This is a genomic window from Burkholderia stagnalis (genome assembly GCF_039848545.1).
Lineage (GTDB): Bacteria > Pseudomonadota > Gammaproteobacteria > Burkholderiales > Burkholderiaceae > Burkholderia > Burkholderia stagnalis.
Window position 1 is genome coordinate 757,102 of record NZ_CP156685.1, and the last position, 15,262, is coordinate 772,363.

The following is a 15,262-nucleotide window of genomic DNA, read 5'->3' on the forward strand; positions in this document are numbered from 1 at the left end:
CAGGGAGAATTGAATGAAGATTTCGTGACACGATGCGCCGTGTTGGTGCATCGCGTCGTGCGGCAGGCTCGACCGGCGCGACGGGCGGCACGCACCGCCGCCTGCGCCGGGGCGTGCGCGTCAGCGCTTGCCGGCGTTCAGCGCGCCCTGCGCAGGCGCGGCGGCCGCGTCGCGCTCGTCGCTCAGGTTGCGCGCGCCCCAGCGCTGCGCGAGCGCCGCGCAGGCCATCAGCTGGATCTGGTGGAACAGCATCAGCGGCAGCACGATCGCGCCGACCACGTGCGCGGAGAAGATCACCTTCGCCATCGGCACGCCGGCGGCGAGGCTCTTCTTCGAGCCGCAGAAGATGATCGTGATCTGGTCGGCGCGGTTGAAGCCGAGCCGTTTGGCCACGAACGCGGTGAGCAGCAGCAAGATCGCGAGCAGCAGCAGGTTGACGGCGAGCAGCCCCGCGAGCGCGCGCGGCGGGATCTGGTGCCAGAGCCCCTGGTTGACCGCCTCGCTGAACGCGACGTAGACGACGAGCAGGATCGAGCCCTGGTCGACGAAGCGCAGCACGCCGCGGTTGCGCTCGATCCAGCCGCCGATCACGGGCCGCAGCAGCTGGCCGGCGACGAACGGCACGAGCAGCTGCATCACGATGCTGCCGACCGTGCTCCACGGCGATGCGGTCGCGGCCGATTGCGTCGCGATCATCAGCCCGACCAGCGCCGGCGTGACGAAGATGCCGAGCAGGCTCGACGCGGACGCCGCGCAGACCGCCGCCGGCACGTTGCCTTTCGCGATCGACGTGAACGCGATCGACGATTGCACCGTCGACGGCAGCGTGCACAGGAACAGCACGCCCGCGTACAGCGCCGGCGTGACGAGCGGCTGCAGCACCGGCTTCAGCGCGAGGCCGAGCAGCGGGAACAGCGCGAAGGTGCTGAGCAGCACGACGGCGTGCAGCCGCCAGTGCGTCGCGCCGGCGACCACCGCCTCGCGCGACAGCTTCGCGCCGTGCAGGAAGAACAGCAGGCCGACCGCGATGTTGGTCGCCCAGTTGAACGCGTGCGCGGCCGCGCCGTGGCACGGCAGCAGGCTCGCGAGCACGACGGTGCCGACGAGGGCGAGCGTGAAGTTGTCGGGAAGGTAGCGGGGGCGGGCCATCGGGATCTCGATCGGAGCGACAGGGGAGGCCGCGCATGCGCGCGGATCGCCGTATTGTCCGGGCTGCACATTCAATACACAAATTCATTGTATGAATCGATTGATGAATCCATCGAATGCGCTACGACCGGATTCTCGCTTCATGCCGATGACGAAAACGGCAGAAAAATGTGCTGCAATGATCCGTCCCCGAGGTCGAAAAACCTAGCAGTAACATGGTGTTACACCGATGCCCCAGGCCTAACACTTTTTGGCTCGACACGCTTTCGCCCCGCTCATAAATTACTGCTGAAAGCCTTGCGCCCGGCCCGGACCGGCCGGCGGGCAAGCGAAATCAGGCACTGAACGATGACGGATCGGGTGAAACGGAAGATCGGACGATGGGTGGCAGGCGTGCTCGCCGCACTGCTGGTGCCGCTCGCGCTCGCGCAGCCGCCGCATGGCGGGCGCGGCTTCGGCGGCGGCGATCGCGGGTTGCGCGCGCACGGTCAGGCAGCCGGCGGCGGCCAGCCGATCTGGCGCCACGCGCCGCAGGCGGGCGGCGGCCCGCGGATGGGCATGAACGGCTACGGCCCCCGCTGGGGCTTGCGGCCGACGCCGTCGTACGGCCACTACGCCGCGCAAAGCCCGTACCGCCCGATCAGCGCCGACGCACGGCAGGCGCCGCGCCCGCCCGGCGGCGGCAACGTGCCGCTGCGCGCGGGGTCGATCCGCGCCGACGTCGCCCGCTACAACGAAGAGCGCGGCGGCCGGCCGATGCCGCCGCCTCGCGCGCAGGAAGAGCCTGCGCATTCGCCGTATTTCTCGCCTTTCTACCGAAACTGAACGCGCTCGCGTTCCGTCCCCCGCCGGCTGATGCGAATTCGCCACAGTCGCGCGCAGATTTCCGCTGATTTTCCTGCTGCATTGCGCTATCTTCCCGCCCGGCCTCGCGCATGACGCGCGCCGTGCCGCCGCGTGACGATCCCGCGCGCCGCCGCCGCGCGTCGCCAGCCCGTCGATTCGCCCCTGCGAAGTTAATGCCGCCGCTATACCCGCAATAAGCGCCCGTATTTTTGACCGGACTATTGATCCGTAAAGATGGCTGCGCCCCTGCACGACGCAAGCATCGGCTCACATAACAACGCTCGCGCCGCCCGATTTCTTTTCGACAATACCTGGAGATCCCATGAAAGCATTCGCCCGCCGTGCGTCGCGCACGTCCGCCACGTTGATCGCGGCCACCGCCTGCGTCGTCGCCGTTCCTGCTCACGCGCAGTCGAACGTCGCGCTCTACGGCCAGGTCGACGAATGGGTCGGCGCAACGAAATTCCCGGGCAGCGACCGCGCATGGGGCGTGTCCGGCGGCGGGATGTCGACGTCGTACTGGGGCATGCACGGCACCGAGGACCTCGGCGGCGGCTACAAGGCGATCTTCACGCTCGAAAGCTTCTTCCGCGCGCAGAACGGCCAGTTCGGCCGCTTCAACGGCGACACCTTCTTCGCGCGCAACGCGTACGTGGGCGTCAGCTCGCCGTACGGCACCGTGACGGCCGGCCGCCTGACGACGCACCTGTTCGTGTCGACGATCCTGTTCAACCCGTTCTTCGACTCGTACGTGTTCTCGCCGATGGTCTATCACACGTTCCTCGGCCTCGGCACGTTCCCGACCTATCCGAGCGACCAGGGCGCGGTGGGCGATTCGGGCTGGAACAACGCGGTGTCGTATACGTCGCCGGCGTTCGGCGGCATGAACTTCGGCGCGATGTACGCGTTCGGCAACCAGGCCGGCGACAACGGCGCGAAGAAATGGAGCGCGCAGTTCAACTATGCGAGCGGCCCGTTCGCGGCCACCGCCGTCTATCAGTACGTGAACTTCAACAACGGCCCGCGCGATCTGAGTTCGCTCGTGACCGGCATGAAGAGCCAGGGCATCGCGCAGGTCGGCGCGACCTACGATCTGAAGTTCGTGAAGCTGTTCGGCCAGTACATGTATACGAAGAACGACCAGGTGGCGGGCAGCTGGCACGTGAACACCGCGCAGGGCGGCGTGACGGTGCCGCTCGGCCCGGGCTGCGCGATGGCGTCGTACGCTTACTCGCGCGACTCCGGCGGCCTGAACCAGACGCGCCAGACATGGGCGCTCGGCTACGACTATCCGCTGTCGAAGCGCACCGACCTCTACACCGCGTACATGAACGACCACATCAGCGGCCTGTCGAACGGCAACACGTTCGGCGCCGGCATCCGCGCGAAGTTCTGACCCTCGCGGGCACGCCGGTCGCCCCCTGTTTTTCGTCAGGAACGGCGCCGCTCTTTTGCGGCGCCGTTTTGCCATTGTTGACCTTTAGGTTTTCCAGCTTTGTTACTCTAGTTCGTAATTGCACGTTTTATTTCAATTGCGAGCCAGTTCGATGGATACCCTCGTCAGCATGAATGTGTTTCGCTACGTCGTCGAAGTGGGCAGCTTCGTCGGCGCGGCGGAGCGCATGCAGATGTCGGCGGCGATGGCGAGCAAGCACGTGATGCATCTCGAGCAGCAGCTCGGCGCGCGGCTGCTGCATCGCACGACCCGCCGCGTCGCGCCCACCGAAGCGGGGCGCGAATACTACGAACGCCTCGTCCAGGCGCTGTCCGAGCTCGACGAAGCCGGGCAGGCGGTGGGCGCCGCGAGCGTCGTGCCGCAAGGGCGGCTGCGCGTGACGTCGCTGTCCGCGTTCGGGCTGCGGCACGTGATGCAGGCGGTCACCGATTATGCGGACCGCTACTCGGACGTGACGGTCGAGATCACGCTGTCCGACCGCGTCGTCGAGCTGATCGACGAAGGCTACGACGTCGCGGTGCGCGCGGCGCCGAGCGGGCTCAAGTCGTCGTCGCTGGTCGCGCGGCAGATCGCGACCGCGCATATCCTGCTCGTCGCGTCGCCCGACTATCTCGCGAAGCGCGGCACGCCGCGCACGATCGCCGATCTCGCGCAGCACAACTACCTGCGGCGCGACACGAATGCGACCGTGCTCGATTCGATGGTGACCGAGGCGGCCGCCGCGTCGCGCGTGACGCTCAGCGGCAACCTGATTGTCAATCACCTGGAAGGGTTGCGCGCGGCCGTGCTCGGCGGCGCGGGCATCGCGCTGCTCGGCACCGAGGTGGTCGGCGACGACCTCGAAACCGGGCGTCTCGTGCCGGTGCTGCTCGACGCGGTGCCGCCGCGCGAGCTGCCGATCTATGCGGTGTATGCGAGCCGCCGCCACGTGTCGGCGAAGGTGCGTTCGTTCGTCGATTTCCTCGCCGCGCGCTTCGAGGATCAGTCGCTGTGCCCGTCGATCGAATCCCGCCTGCGCGTGACGCCGATCACGCGGATCAAGCGCGCGGGTTGATCGGCGTTTTCTCCGCAGACAAAAAAAGCGCGGACCGTCGCCGGTCCGCGCTTTTTGCTTGGTGCGGCGCTTTAGGTGCTACGCGCCGCACGCGATGTGCCGTATCAGCGCGCGATGCCGAGCCGCGCCCGCGTGTCGTCGTATTCGCGCTTCAGGCGCTCGACGAGCGTCGCGACGCTCGGCAGGTCGTCCATCAGGCCGACGGCCTGGCCCGCGCCCCAGATGTCCTTCCACGCCTTCGTCTTGTCGCCGCCGAAGTTCATCTTCGTCTTGTCGGATTCCGGCAGCGCGTCCGGATCGAGCCCGGCCTTCTCGATGCTCTCGCGGATGTAGTTGCCGTGCACGCCGGTGAACAGGTTCGTGTAGACGATGTCGGCGGCCTTCGCGTTGAGGATCGCGTGCTTGTAGTCCTCGATCGCGTGCGCTTCCTGCGTCGCGATGAAGCGCGTGCCCATGTACGCGAGGTCGGCGCCCATCGCCTGCGCGGCGAGGATCGAGCCGCCATTCGCGATCGCGCCGGACAGCACGATCGGGCCGTCGAAGATCCGGCGCACTTCGCCGACGAGCGCGAACGGCGACGTCGTGCCCGCGTGGCCGCCGGCGCCGGCCGCGACGAGGATCAGCCCGTCGACGCCCGCCTCGAGCGCCTTCTGCGCGTGGCGCAGGTTGATCACGTCGTGCAGCACGATGCCGCCGTAGCTGTGCACCGCGTCGACGATCTCGCGCGACGGCGCGCGCAGGCTCGTGATGAAGATCGGCACCTTGTGGTCGACGCACACGCGGATGTCGTGCTCGAGCCGCGCATTCGACTGGTGGACGATCTGGTTGACCGCGATCGGGCCGATCACCGCATCGGGGTGCTTCGCCTTGTGGTCGGCGAGCTCGGCCTGGATCTGCGTGAGCCATTCGTCGAGCAGCTCGGCCGGGCGCGCGTTGAGCGCCGGGAACGAGCCGACGATGCCCGCCTTGCATTGCGCGAGCACGAGTTCGGGGTAGCTGACGATGAACATCGGCGACGCGATGACGGGCAGCGTCAGATGCTGCAGGACGGCGGGCAATGCCATGTGAAGTCTCCAATTGTCGACCCGCATGAGCGCTTCGGTTGCTTACGCGGGTCTCATCCAAACGATCGTGCGCGGGCGCTTCGAGTGTATCCGGTGTTCCCGCCCGGGAAGGCGGGCGCTCCATATTAATACGAACGATCGTGCGATTGTATGCGAGCGTATCAAATCGCGCCGGGAGGCGGCAATCGAGTGAGTGCTCTCTTTCTATGAATTCGGGTATCCACGCCGCTGTGCGGTGCCGAGCGCGCTCCTACAATAGCTCCCTATAACAAACCCACGAGAAACAAACCATGTCGTTTGAGGCGTTTGCGCCGTTTCGAGTAACGGTGCAGGACACCGACATCTTCGGTGTCAAAGGAGGCGCGGGGCCGCCGCTTCTGCTGCTGCACGGCCATCCGCAAACCCACATGATCTGGCATCGCGTCGCCGCGACGCTCGCGAACCATTTCACGGTGGTCGCGACCGACCTGCGCGGCTACGGCGCATCGGGCAAGCCCGCGAGCGATGCGCAGCACACGCCGTATTCGAAACGCGCGATGGCGGCCGACCAGGTCGCGCTGATGCGCCAGTTCGGCTTCGAGCGCTTCTACGTGTGCGCGCACGACCGCGGCGCGCGCGTGGCGCACCGGCTCGCGCTCGATCACGCCGACGCGGTCGAGCGGATGATGCTGCTCGACATCGCGCCGACGCTCGCGATGTACGAGAAGACCGATCGCGCGTTCGCGACCGCGTACTTCCACTGGTTCTTCCTGATCCAGCCCGAGCCGCTGCCGGAAACGCTGATCGGCGGCAACACCGACGCATACATCGAGCGCGTGATGGGCAACCGCTCGGCGGGCCTCGCGCCGTTCGCGCCGGAGGCGCTGAACGCGTATCGCGCGGCGCTCGCGCAGCCGGGCGCCGTGCACGCGATGTGCGAGGACTACCGCGCGTCGGCGACGATCGATCTCGAGCACGACCAGGCCGACCTGGAGCGCGGCACCAAGGTCGCGTGCCCGCTGCGCGTGCTGTGGGGCGCGCGCGGGATCGTCGCGCGCTGCTTCGATCCGCTCGACGAATGGCGGCACGTCGCGCGCGACGTCAGCGGCCGTGCGCTCGACTGCGGGCACTACATTCCGGAAGAAGCGCCCGTCGACCTGATCGACGAGATGCTCGCGTTCTTCGAGGCGCGCGACCCGGCCGCCTGATCCACCTGAACCGCGCGTCAGCGGTGCGCCGGATGGTCGTCCGCGAGCGGCGGCAGCCGGCGCGGCACCGGCGTCGACTTGACGATCGCGGTGCTCGTCTCCGCGCGCTCCGTCACCTTCGACAGGATGACGTCGAGCTGCTCGATCGAGCGCAGGTAGAGCCGGCAGATGAAGCAGTCGTCGCCGGTCACCTTGTCGCATTCGACGAATTCGGGAATGCGCCGCAGCAGCTCCTCGACCAGATGCAGCTGGCCGGGCAGCGGCTTCACGCGGACGATCGCCTGCAGCGTGTAGCCGAGCGCGCGCGGATCGAGCTCGATGGTGAAGCCGGCGATCACGCCCTGCGCCTCGAGCCGCCGCACGCGATCCGCGGTCGCGGGCGCCGACAGGCCGATCTGTCGCGCAAGCTCGCTGGTGGCGAGGCGCGCGTCGTCGGCGAGCGCGGCCAGGATCGCGCGGTCGGTCGCGTCGAGCGCGGCGACCGCGGGCGGGGTAAGGCGTTTGGTCATGATGGCTTTGCTTTCGAAGGTGAAACGGCGGATTTGCTTCAGTTTAGTCGTGGAGATCGCGAAAGCAAGTTCCTAGAATCGAAGTCATCGATTCCTCCAGACGGGACCCTTCCATGGCTTCGAACGAAATTCGCCGCGGCGCCGCCGAGATGGCCGTCGCGATGCTGATGTCCGGCACGATCGGCTGGCTCGTGATGTCGTCGCACCAGCCGCTCGCCAATGTGGTGTTCTTCCGCTGCGTGTTCGGCGGCGCGACGCTCGCGCTCGTCTGCGCGGCATTCGGCTTCCTGCGCCGCGCGCTGTTCTCGCCGCGCATGCTCGTGCTCGCCGCGGCGGGCAGCGTCGCGATCGTCGCGAACTGGCTGCTGCTGTTCGCCGCGTATTCGCGCGCGTCGATCTCGATGGCGACCGCCGTCTACAACACGCAGCCGTTCATGCTGGTCGCGCTCGGCGCGCTCGTGTTCCGCGAGCGGATCACCGCGTCGACCGTCGTGTGGCTGCTGCTCGCGTTCGTCGGGCTCGTCTGCGTGGTGCGCGTCGAGCCGGCCGTGCTCGCGGTGCCCGGCGAGTATCTCGAAGGCGTCGCGCTCGCGCTCGGCGCGGCGTTCCTGTACGCGGTGTCGTCGATCATCGCCAAGCACCTGAAGGGCACGCCGCCGCATCTGCTCGCGCTGCTGCAGGTCGGGCTCGGCGTCGTGATGCTCGCGCCGTTCGCGCGGTTCGACACGCTGCCCGCGTCGCCCGCGCAGTGGCTCGATGTCGTCGTGCTCGGCGTCGTGCACACGGGCGTGATGTACGTGCTGCTGTACGGCGCGATCCAGAAGCTGCCGACCGCGATGACGGGCGCGCTGTCGTTCGTCTATCCGGTGGTCGCGATCGCGGTCGACCGCGTCGCATTCGGGCAGACGCTCGCATGGACGCAGGTGCTCGGCGCGCTGCTGATCCTGCTCGCGGCGGCCGGCGTCAATCTTGGCTGGCGGATCGTGCCGGCGCGCCGTGCGGTGGCGGGAAGCTGAAACGGTCGTGCGATTCGGTTCGCCGCGACGGCTTGCGGCTACCGGGAGCGCTGCGGCTTGCTGCTGCCGGGACTGCTACGGCTTGCTGCTACCGGGACTGCTGCGGCTTGCGGCTACCGGGATTGCTGCGGCTTGCGGCTACCGGAACCGCTACGGCTTGCGGCTACCGGGATTGCTGCGGCTTGCGGCTACCGGGACTGCTACTGCTTGCGGCTACCGGGATTGCTGCGGCTTGCGGCTACCGGAACCGCTACGGCTACCGGAACCGCGACGGGGGCCGCTACGGCAAGCGTGCAACGCGCTGTAAGAAGTTGTAGGGAAACACCCGATGCGATGCGCTGGCCGCACTCGTATGATGCGACCTGTGACGTTGATCACGTTCACAGGATTCCGATTCGAGATGCCGTTCACCCGTCAGGTGAGCGGCATTTTTTTATGCGCGGCCGTCAGGCGGCGTGCGCGCGCCGCCGGGCGTCGAGCCGGGCGAGCACCTCGCGCTTCGCGTCGTCGTCCGACGCGCGCCATCCCTTGATTTCGTCGCGGGTGCGCAGGCAGCCCGCACACCATTCGGTGCGCGGATCGATCCGGCACACGCCGGTGCACGGCGATGCGACAGCGCTTTCCGGCACGTCGCTCATGCGGTCTCCCGCAGCGCGACGTCGGCGACCGGCGCGCCGGTCAGCGCGACGAGCTCCTGCGGCGACAGGTTGAACACCGCATGCGGATGGCCGGCCGCGGCCCACAGGCTGTCGAGCGCGAGCAGGTCGGCGTCGATCAGCGTGACGGGTTCGACCAGATGACCGATCGGGCACACGCCGCCGATCGCGTAGCCGGTGTTGTCGCGCACGAACTTCGCATCCGCGCGGCCGACGTCGCCGACCTGCGCGGCGACCTTCTTCTCGTCGACGCGGTTCACGCCGCTCGCGACGACCAGCACCGGCGCGCCGTCCGCCTGGCGGCGGAACAGGATCGACTTGGCGATCTGCGCGACCGAGCAGCCGAGCCCGGCCGCCGCTTCGGCGGACGTCTTGCCGGTTTCGGCGAGCATCACGATGTCTTTCGCGTGGCCGCGCTCGCGCAGCAGTATCGCGACGCGGCGCGCGGAGTCGGGGAGGGAGTCGAGTGAAGCAGATGTCGTCATGGGGGGAATCCGTGGAAAGTCAGGTCAGACGCAGGTCGAAGCGTCCGCCGCGCTCTGCGCTTTCGCGAGCAGCGCGCGGCCGGCGCGCGACGCGTTCGCGCGGCCGATCGTGTTCGAGATGAATTCGCCGGCGGCGACCACCTGCGCGAGGTCGATGCCGGTGTCGATGCCGAGGCCCTGCATCAGGTACAGCACGTCCTCGGTCGCGACGTTGCCGGTCGCGCCCTTCGCGTACGGGCAGCCGCCGAGGCCTGCGACCGACGCGTGGAAGATCTCGATGCCTTCGAACAGCGCCGCGTAGATGTTCGCGAGCGCCTGCCCGTAGGTGTCGTGGAAGTGGCCCGACACGCGCTCGCGCGGGAACACGCGGGCGACGGCCGCCAGGACTTCGCGCGTGCGCCGCGGCGTGCCGACGCCGATCGTGTCGGCGATGTCGATCTCGTCGCAGCCGAGCGCCGCGAAGCGCTCGACCACGTCGACCACCGACGCGACCGGCACGTCGCCCTGGTACGGGCAGCCGAGCGCGCACGACACGCTGCCGCGCAGCCGCAGGCCCGCGTCCTTCGCGGCCTTCGCGACCGGCTCGAAGCGCGCGACGCTCTCGGCGATGCTGCAATTGATGTTGCGCTGCGAGAACGCCTCGCTCGCCGCGCCGAAGATCACCACTTCGTCCGCGCGCGCGGCGAGCGCGCCCTCGAAGCCCTTCAGGTTCGGCGTGAGCACCGAGTAGATCGTGCCGGCACGCCGCTCGATGCCGGCCATCACGTCGGCGCCGTCGGCCATCTGCGGCACCCATTTCGGCGACACGAACGACGCGGCCTCGACGTTGCGGAAGCCCGCGCGCGACAGGCGGTCGACGAGCGCGATCTTCACGTCGGTGGGCACGAAGGTCTTTTCGTTCTGCAGCCCGTCGCGCGGGCCGACTTCGACGATCTTGACGGCGGTGGGGAAGGTCATGGCTGTCTCCTGGTATTTGAAATTCGCCGATCAGTAGCCGCGTGCGTAGTCGACGATCCCGCTGACGGGTTCGCCGCGCTCGAACGCGCGAATCTTGCCGGCGATCTGCGCGATCGCTTCCGCGCGCAGCGTCTCGGCGGAACTGTGCGGCGTAATCGTGATGCGCGGCGTGCGCCAGAACGGATGATCGTCCGGCAGCGGTTCATGCTGGAACACGTCGAGCGTCGCGGCGGCGATGCGGCCGCCGGCGAGCGCATCGAGCAGGTCGGCTTCGACGAGATGCGCGCCGCGCGCGACGTTGATCACGTACGCGCCCGGCGCGAGCCGCGCGAACGTGCGCGCGGCGAGGATGCCGTCGGTATCGGGCGTGCTCGGCAGCAGGTTCACCAGCACCTTCGCGCCGTCGATGCACGCGTCGAACTCGGCCGCGCCCGCATAGGTCGCCACGCCGTCGAGCCGCTTCGGGCCGCGGCTGTAGCCGCGCACCGGCAGGCCGAGGCCGGCGAGCGCCTGCGCGACCTGCGCGCCGAGCACGCCGAGGCCCAGCACCGCGACGGTGAAGCTCGCGCGCGGATGCGGCTCCAGCACGCGCCACTGGCGCGCGCGCTGCAGTGCGTCGTATTCGTCGAAGCGGCGCAGGTAGCGCAGCACCGCGTGCGTCACGTATTCGACCATCTGCTGCGCCATGCCCGAATCCTCGAGCCGCACGAGCGGCACGTGCCGCGGCAGCGTGCCGGGGTGCGCGCGTTCGAGCGCGAGCAGCGCGTCGACGCCCGCGCCGAGGTTGAAGATCGCGCGCAGGCCGTCGCGCGGCGCGAACAGCTCGCGCGGCGCGCGCCACACGAGCGCGTAGTCGGCGGCGGCCGCATCGCCCGGCTGCCACGCGCGCAGGTCGGCTTCGGGCAGCGCGTGCGCGAGCTCGGCGCGCCATGCGTCGGCTTCCTGGAACGGCGAGTAGAACAGGACTTTCATGCGGGCTACTTCGCGAACAGCTGGCCGATGTCGGCGAACGCCTTGAACTCGAGCGCGTTGCCGCACGGATCGAGGAAGAACATCGTCGCCTGCTCGCCGGGTTCGCCCTTGAAGCGGATGTGCGGCTCGATCACGAAGCGCGTGTGCGCGGCCTTCAGCTTGCCTGCGAGCGCGTGCCATTCGTCCATCGCCAGCACGACGCCGAAGTGGCGCACCGGCACGTCGTCGCCGTCGACCGGGTTGACCGTGCTCGCGCCCGTTTCGTCCGGCGCGAGGTGCGCGACGAGCTGGTGGCCGAAGAAGTCGAAATCGACCCAATGCTCGGAGCTGCGGCCTTCCGGGCAACCGAGCAGGCCGCCGTAGAACGTGCGGGCGGCGGCGAGGCTCGACACCGGAAAGGCGAGGTGGAACGGGCGCAGCGCGCCGGCGGGCGTAGCGGGCATCGGGTGTCTCCTTTCTGGAACCTCACATTCTACGGTTTCGCGGGCGCTTGCGTCGCCGTGGCCGGCGCGCGGTACGCGGTGCGATCCCGGCGGCGGAAATGCAAAGCACAAAATATTGGTTCGGCCGCCGCGCGCGGGGCGCCACAATCGGGCCTCGTCTTCAAGCTAGCGAGGGCAATCATGCGCGCATGCAGCAAATCGGCCTGGCCGCCGCGGCTCATCACCGTCCCCGGCCTGCACGGGAGCGAAGGCGCACATTGGCAGACCTGGCTCGAGCGCCAGTTCCCGCGTTCGCTGCGCGTGGAGCAGGATGACTGGGACGCACCGGATCTCGCGGGCTGGGCGCAGTCGGTGCGCGCGCTGCTGGAACGCGAGCGCGGACCGTTCGTGCTCGCCGCGCACAGCTTCGGCTGCCTGGCCGCCGCGCATGCGCTCGCGCAGTGGCCGCACGCGGGCGACGTGGCCGGCGTGCTGCTCGTCGCGCCGGCCAGTCCGCTGAAATTCACGTTCGCCGGCGCATTCGACGCGCGGCGCCTGCCGGTGCCGTCGATCGTGATCGGCAGCGAGACCGATCCGTGGATGTCGCTCGGCGATGCCCGCACGCTCGCGCAGCGGCTCGGCAGCGCGTTCGTCAATCTCGGCGACGCGGGCCACATCAACACCGCGGCCGGCTTCGGGCCGTGGCCGCGCGCGAAGTATTTCGTCGACACGCTCGTGCATTGCGCGGCGCCGCTGCGCTTTCGTGAAGAGGCGGGCGAGTTCGATGCGGCCGTCGCCGGCGGGGTGCTGGCGCACGCGGTCTGAGGGCGCCGGAGCCGGCGCGTCGCCGTTTCTCGAGCCGGACAGGCCGCGCCGTATCTCGCGGCGCGCGATGCCGCTACCGCATACATCGTCATGAAAAACGCCCTGCTGCGCGGGCCGATGCCCGCCCCGCAGGGCGCTGCGCAGGAAGCGGCCCCGGGCGGCCCGACCCGCCGTTATGCGGTGACCGGCGCGACCGCCGCCGGATCCGAATAGCTCGGCCGCCCGTTCTCGACGTGGCCCGCGAAGCGGCGCGAGAACGTGCCGTTCGCGCCGTCGCTCACCGTCACGTCGTACCACTGGTGACTCGACGCGAGCAGCCATTGCTCGACGCGCTCTCCGCCCGCATGCAGCGTCACCTGCCGCGCCGGCGCGCCATACGCGTTGTCGGCGAGCGTCAGCGTGACGTGGCCCGTGCCGTGATTGCGCAGCTTCAGGTACAGGTTGCCGTTCGCGACGTCGTAGCCGGCCTTCACCTCCGGCTGCGCGTGATCGCGGCGGTGCGCGGTCGCGGCCGACACGTTGCCCGAGAACATCCGCACGAAGCCGTTCGGGCCGTACACGGAGAACGCATAGGCGCCGTGCGTCGTCGCCAGGTCGAACTCCGCGTGCAGCGTGCGGTGCGCGCCGACCGTATAGCGCCACGGCCCGTCGGTGCGGTTCGCGGCGTAGACGGTGAAGTGTGCGCCCTGGGCGCCGCGGTTCGCGAACTCGATGCGCAGCGTGGCCGCGCCGGCCACGCTCGCGTTGACGTGCAGCTCGTACGGCAGCGCCCGGGCCGGCCGCACGCCCGGCTCCTGCGGGTCGATCGGGGCCGGCTGCGCCGGCGCGGTCGGCGCGGGCTGCGACGTGCACTGCCGGTCGGCGATCGCACGGTACTGGCTCGTGTCGGGCAGCGGCGGGAACGTCGCGTCCTGCGTGCGGAAATCGAATGCGGCCGTCAGGTCGCCGCACACGGTGCGCCGCCACGGCGTGATGTTCGGCTCGTCGACGCCGAAGCGTGCGCCGATGAAGCGGATCACCGACGTATGGTCGAACACCTGCGAACACACGAAGCCGCCCTTGGTCCACGGCGACACGACCGTCATCGGCACGCGCGGGCCGAGGCCGTACGGCAGGCCGTCGGCCGTGTAGCTGCCGCCGCGCCCCGGGTTCACGACGGTGTGCAGCTCGCCGTCGGTCGTGACCGTCGACGCGCCCTGCGCGGCCGAAGTCGGCGGCTGCGGCGGCACGATGTGGTCGAAGAAGCCGTCGTTCTCGTCGTACATGATGAACAGCACCGTCTTGCGCCACACGTCCGGGTTCGCGGTGAGCGCGTCGAGGATCTGCGACGTGTAGTTCGCGCCATATGCGGGCGTGTACTTCGGGTGCTCGGAGAACACCGCAGGCGGCAGCAGCCACGACACCTGCGGCAGCCGGTCGTTGAGCACGTCGTGCTTCAGGTCGTCGAGCGTGCGCACCGTCTGCGCACGCTGGTACAGCGACGAGCCCGGCTGCGCGTTGATGAAGTTCTCGAAGTTCTGCAGGATGTTCGTGCCGTAGTTGCCGTTGACCGGATCGGCCCACGTGAGGCCCTGCTGGTAGACCTGCCACGACACGCCGCGCGCGTCGAGCCGCTCGGGGAAGGTCTGCCACGACAGCAGCTGGTACGCGGGCGGCAGGTTGCCGTCGACATAGTCGGCGTTGTCGAGCAGCGGGCCGCCGAACTTGCCGGTCGGGTCGATCGTGCCCGTCATCAGGTATGCGCGGTTCGGGTGCGTCGGGCCCGGCAGCGAACAGAAGTAGTGGTCGCACACGGTGAACGCATCGGCGAGCGCGTAGTGGAACGGGATGTCCTCGCGCACGTGATAGCCCATCGTCATGTCGGTCTTGTTCGCGAGCCACTGGTCGTAGCGGCCGCCGTCGATCGCCGCGTGGGTCTTTGCCCACGAGTGGTCGAGCGCGCCGATGCACTGCGCGCTCGTCGTCTTCGTGTCGAGCCGGAACGGCAGCACCGGTTTCGACGGGTCGGCCTTCGACGGCTGGTTCCACACCGGCTTGCCGTTCGGCAGCGGAATCGGGAAGCGGTCGTTGTAGCCGCGCACGCCGCGCAGGTGTCCGAAGTAATGGTCGAACGAACGGTTTTCCTGCATGAACACGACGATGTGCTCGACATCGCGGATCGTGCCGGTGCCGCGTGTGGCCGGAATCGCGAGCGCGCGGCGGATCGATTCGGGGAATGCGTTGAGGGCGACGGCGGCGCCCGCGGATTGTGCGACGGTGTGCAGGAAACGGCGGCGGCTCGATGACGTCATGTTTTTCACCTCGGTTCTGCGAACGGGGATGGAAGCGGCGGATCAGCCCGGCGTCGACGCCGCCGATGCGCCGGCGGCCGGCTTGCCGCCTTCGTCGTCGTCCGGCGGATAGTGGACGACGGGCGGCGCGAGCGGCGCGGCGCCCGATGCGGCGCTGCCGCCGGATGCGGCACGGTTGAACGCGCTTGCGGAGCCGGCCGGCGCGCTGCCCGGTTGCGCACCGTCGGCCGCATGCGTGCCGTGCGAAGCGTCGTCGCTGCAGGCGGCGGCGGACAGCGCGGCACACAGGGCGAGGGCGGTGGCAAAACGGCGCATCGGATGTTCTCCTGCAGGGGCTGATGTCGATCGTCCGACAGTATGACGAACCGATGAG

General features: G+C 69.0%; 16 protein-coding genes. 6 read left to right on the forward strand and 10 right to left on the reverse strand.

The features are described 5' to 3' along the window. Positions 1-120: 120 nt before the first annotated feature. The gene (locus tag ABFO07_RS03620) at positions 121-1,149 is read right to left on the reverse strand and encodes a bile acid:sodium symporter family protein (RefSeq protein WP_347468342.1); all 1,029 of its coding nucleotides are present in this window, start codon (positions 1,147-1,149) and stop codon (positions 121-123) included. A 348-nt stretch (positions 1,150-1,497) separates the two neighbouring features. On the opposite strand from ABFO07_RS03620, the gene ABFO07_RS03625 reads away from it, so the two are divergent. The 3 genes from ABFO07_RS03625 to ABFO07_RS03635 all read left to right on the forward strand — a co-directional run bounded on the left by ABFO07_RS03625 (position 1,498) and on the right by ABFO07_RS03635 (position 4,505). Further along, on the forward strand, positions 1,498-1,974 hold the full coding sequence (locus ABFO07_RS03625; protein ID WP_059803383.1) for a hypothetical protein: 477 nt from the start codon (positions 1,498-1,500) through the stop codon (positions 1,972-1,974). A gap of 343 nt (positions 1,975-2,317) precedes the next feature. Further along, positions 2,318-3,391: a porin gene (locus tag ABFO07_RS03630; RefSeq protein WP_059803380.1), complete on the forward strand. Its 1,074-nt coding sequence runs from the start codon at positions 2,318-2,320 to the stop codon at positions 3,389-3,391. 151 nt (positions 3,392-3,542) lie between these two features. Beyond that, positions 3,543-4,505: a LysR family transcriptional regulator gene (locus ABFO07_RS03635; RefSeq protein WP_059803378.1), complete on the forward strand. Its 963-nt coding sequence runs from the start codon at positions 3,543-3,545 to the stop codon at positions 4,503-4,505. 104 nt (positions 4,506-4,609) lie between these two features. Here the strand turns inward: ABFO07_RS03635 and ABFO07_RS03640 are convergent, their stop codons facing one another. Next, on the reverse strand, positions 4,610-5,569 hold the full coding sequence (locus ABFO07_RS03640) for an NAD(P)H-dependent flavin oxidoreductase (RefSeq protein WP_059566406.1): 960 nt from the start codon (positions 5,567-5,569) through the stop codon (positions 4,610-4,612). A gap of 290 nt (positions 5,570-5,859) precedes the next feature. On the opposite strand from ABFO07_RS03640, the gene ABFO07_RS03645 reads away from it, so the two are divergent. Then, positions 5,860-6,756, forward strand: a complete 897-nt coding sequence (locus ABFO07_RS03645; RefSeq protein WP_322240371.1) for an alpha/beta fold hydrolase — start codon at positions 5,860-5,862, stop codon at positions 6,754-6,756. 17 nt (positions 6,757-6,773) lie between these two features. Here ABFO07_RS03645 and ABFO07_RS03650 read toward each other — a convergent pair whose 3' ends face one another. Further along, positions 6,774-7,265 carry an Lrp/AsnC family transcriptional regulator gene (locus tag ABFO07_RS03650; protein WP_059886466.1) on the reverse strand — a complete coding sequence of 164 codons (492 nt, stop codon included), beginning with the start codon at positions 7,263-7,265 and terminating at the stop codon, positions 6,774-6,776. A gap of 113 nt (positions 7,266-7,378) precedes the next feature. Here ABFO07_RS03650 and ABFO07_RS03655 point away from each other — a divergent pair, with 113 nt between their 5' ends. Then, positions 7,379-8,281, forward strand: coding sequence for a DMT family transporter (locus ABFO07_RS03655; protein WP_060292194.1), 903 nt, complete (start codon positions 7,379-7,381; stop codon positions 8,279-8,281). Between the two features lie 446 nt (positions 8,282-8,727). On the opposite strand, the gene ABFO07_RS03660 is transcribed toward ABFO07_RS03655, so the two are convergent. The 5 genes from ABFO07_RS03660 to ABFO07_RS03680 are packed head-to-tail and all read right to left on the reverse strand — an operon-like array spanning position 8,728 to position 11,794. Next, entirely contained in the window at positions 8,728-8,919 is a 192-nt protein-coding gene (locus ABFO07_RS03660; protein ID WP_059566410.1) for a DUF1289 domain-containing protein, read from the reverse strand. Continuing rightward, positions 8,916-9,422, reverse strand: a complete 507-nt coding sequence (locus ABFO07_RS03665) for a YbaK/EbsC family protein (RefSeq protein ID WP_059803371.1) — start codon at positions 9,420-9,422, stop codon at positions 8,916-8,918. Before ABFO07_RS03665 ends, ABFO07_RS03660 begins: the two co-directional genes overlap by 4 nt. 24 nt (positions 9,423-9,446) lie before the next feature. After that, positions 9,447-10,379 carry a hydroxymethylglutaryl-CoA lyase gene (locus ABFO07_RS03670; protein ID WP_059566412.1) on the reverse strand — a complete coding sequence of 311 codons (933 nt, stop codon included), beginning with the start codon at positions 10,377-10,379 and terminating at the stop codon, positions 9,447-9,449. A 30-nt stretch (positions 10,380-10,409) separates the two neighbouring features. Continuing rightward, entirely contained in the window at positions 10,410-11,351 is a 942-nt protein-coding gene (locus tag ABFO07_RS03675; protein ID WP_059883185.1) for a 2-hydroxyacid dehydrogenase, read from the reverse strand. Positions 11,352-11,356: 5 nt separating this feature from the next. After that, on the reverse strand, positions 11,357-11,794 hold the full coding sequence (locus ABFO07_RS03680) for a VOC family protein (RefSeq protein WP_059566414.1): 438 nt from the start codon (positions 11,792-11,794) through the stop codon (positions 11,357-11,359). Between the two features lie 180 nt (positions 11,795-11,974). Here ABFO07_RS03680 and ABFO07_RS03685 point away from each other — a divergent pair, with 180 nt between their 5' ends. Beyond that, complete coding sequence (locus ABFO07_RS03685; RefSeq protein WP_059906684.1) at positions 11,975-12,598, forward strand: RBBP9/YdeN family alpha/beta hydrolase; 624 nt, start codon at positions 11,975-11,977, stop codon at positions 12,596-12,598. A gap of 173 nt (positions 12,599-12,771) precedes the next feature. Here the strand turns inward: ABFO07_RS03685 and ABFO07_RS03690 are convergent, their stop codons facing one another. Continuing rightward, positions 12,772-14,889 carry a phosphocholine-specific phospholipase C gene (locus ABFO07_RS03690; RefSeq protein WP_347468349.1) on the reverse strand — a complete coding sequence of 706 codons (2,118 nt, stop codon included), beginning with the start codon at positions 14,887-14,889 and terminating at the stop codon, positions 12,772-12,774. 42 nt (positions 14,890-14,931) lie between these two features. Then, positions 14,932-15,204 (reverse strand): hypothetical protein, encoded by a 273-nt coding sequence (locus tag ABFO07_RS03695; RefSeq protein ID WP_059922995.1) that lies wholly within the window; start codon positions 15,202-15,204, stop codon positions 14,932-14,934. Positions 15,205-15,262 lie beyond the last annotated feature (58 nt).

What these genes read in the sequence shown, in the direction of transcription:
- ABFO07_RS03620 (WP_347468342.1), bottom strand. Translation starts at nt 1,149, where the DNA reads ATGGCCCGCCCCCGCTACCTTCCCGACAACTTCACGCTCGCCCTCGTC.
- ABFO07_RS03625 (WP_059803383.1), top strand. Translation starts at nt 1,498, where the DNA reads ATGACGGATCGGGTGAAACGGAAGATCGGACGATGGGTGGCAGGCGTG.
- ABFO07_RS03630 (WP_059803380.1), top strand. Translation starts at nt 2,318, where the DNA reads ATGAAAGCATTCGCCCGCCGTGCGTCGCGCACGTCCGCCACGTTGATC.
- ABFO07_RS03635 (WP_059803378.1), top strand. Translation starts at nt 3,543, where the DNA reads ATGGATACCCTCGTCAGCATGAATGTGTTTCGCTACGTCGTCGAAGTG.
- ABFO07_RS03640 (WP_059566406.1), bottom strand. Translation starts at nt 5,569, where the DNA reads ATGGCATTGCCCGCCGTCCTGCAGCATCTGACGCTGCCCGTCATCGCG.
- ABFO07_RS03645 (WP_322240371.1), top strand. Translation starts at nt 5,860, where the DNA reads ATGTCGTTTGAGGCGTTTGCGCCGTTTCGAGTAACGGTGCAGGACACC.
- ABFO07_RS03650 (WP_059886466.1), bottom strand. Translation starts at nt 7,265, where the DNA reads ATGACCAAACGCCTTACCCCGCCCGCGGTCGCCGCGCTCGACGCGACC.
- ABFO07_RS03655 (WP_060292194.1), top strand. Translation starts at nt 7,379, where the DNA reads ATGGCTTCGAACGAAATTCGCCGCGGCGCCGCCGAGATGGCCGTCGCG.
- ABFO07_RS03660 (WP_059566410.1), bottom strand. Translation starts at nt 8,919, where the DNA reads ATGAGCGACGTGCCGGAAAGCGCTGTCGCATCGCCGTGCACCGGCGTG.
- ABFO07_RS03665 (WP_059803371.1), bottom strand. Translation starts at nt 9,422, where the DNA reads ATGACGACATCTGCTTCACTCGACTCCCTCCCCGACTCCGCGCGCCGC.
- ABFO07_RS03670 (WP_059566412.1), bottom strand. Translation starts at nt 10,379, where the DNA reads ATGACCTTCCCCACCGCCGTCAAGATCGTCGAAGTCGGCCCGCGCGAC.
- ABFO07_RS03675 (WP_059883185.1), bottom strand. Translation starts at nt 11,351, where the DNA reads ATGAAAGTCCTGTTCTACTCGCCGTTCCAGGAAGCCGACGCATGGCGC.
- ABFO07_RS03680 (WP_059566414.1), bottom strand. Translation starts at nt 11,794, where the DNA reads ATGCCCGCTACGCCCGCCGGCGCGCTGCGCCCGTTCCACCTCGCCTTT.
- ABFO07_RS03685 (WP_059906684.1), top strand. Translation starts at nt 11,975, where the DNA reads ATGCGCGCATGCAGCAAATCGGCCTGGCCGCCGCGGCTCATCACCGTC.
- ABFO07_RS03690 (WP_347468349.1), bottom strand. Translation starts at nt 14,889, where the DNA reads ATGACGTCATCGAGCCGCCGCCGTTTCCTGCACACCGTCGCACAATCC.
- ABFO07_RS03695 (WP_059922995.1), bottom strand. Translation starts at nt 15,204, where the DNA reads ATGCGCCGTTTTGCCACCGCCCTCGCCCTGTGTGCCGCGCTGTCCGCC.